Below are 416 nucleotides of genomic sequence, written 5' to 3'. Positions count from 1 at the left end.
GCAGATAGTAACGTCCCATCCCCCCCAATGGTAATCACCACCGTAGGTTTTTCGTTATCAATTACAATCTCATTTTGAGATAAAATCTTTGCTAAATCTTTACCAACTTGAATGGAATGCTCATCACTTGAATGATAAATAGCTACTCTCATATTTAGACATCCTTTTGTTCTTTTTGTGCTAATAAAATTTGTTTTCTGATTTCAGACATTTCTTTGTCTAATTCATATGATTTAACCGAGGCCTTCTGCAACCGTGTTCTTAGTTCTTTTGGAAATTCTCCGTCAAATTTATAATTTAAAGAGTGCTCGATTGTAGCCCAAAAATTCATTTCAAGTGTACGTACTTGAATTTCTGCTAAAATTTTCTTTTGACCATTCATCATTTGAACCGGATATTCCACCACAATATGATAA

At 33.4% G+C, this 416-nt stretch carries 1 protein-coding gene; it reads right to left on the bottom strand.

What is annotated here, in order from left to right:
* Nucleotides 1–154: 154 nt before the first annotated feature.
* A partial coding sequence (locus tag C1I98_RS46785) for a GTP pyrophosphokinase (protein WP_497846408.1) occupies nt 155–416 on the bottom strand: 262 nt, incomplete at its 5' end.

Origin of the sequence: Spongiactinospora gelatinilytica, from assembly GCF_003236385.1 — a bacterium.
Lineage (GTDB): Bacteria > Actinomycetota > Actinomycetes > Streptosporangiales > Streptosporangiaceae > Spongiactinospora > Spongiactinospora gelatinilytica.
Note: the sequence above shows the minus strand (reverse complement) of the source record. Positions and strands in the feature narration are given on the sequence as shown.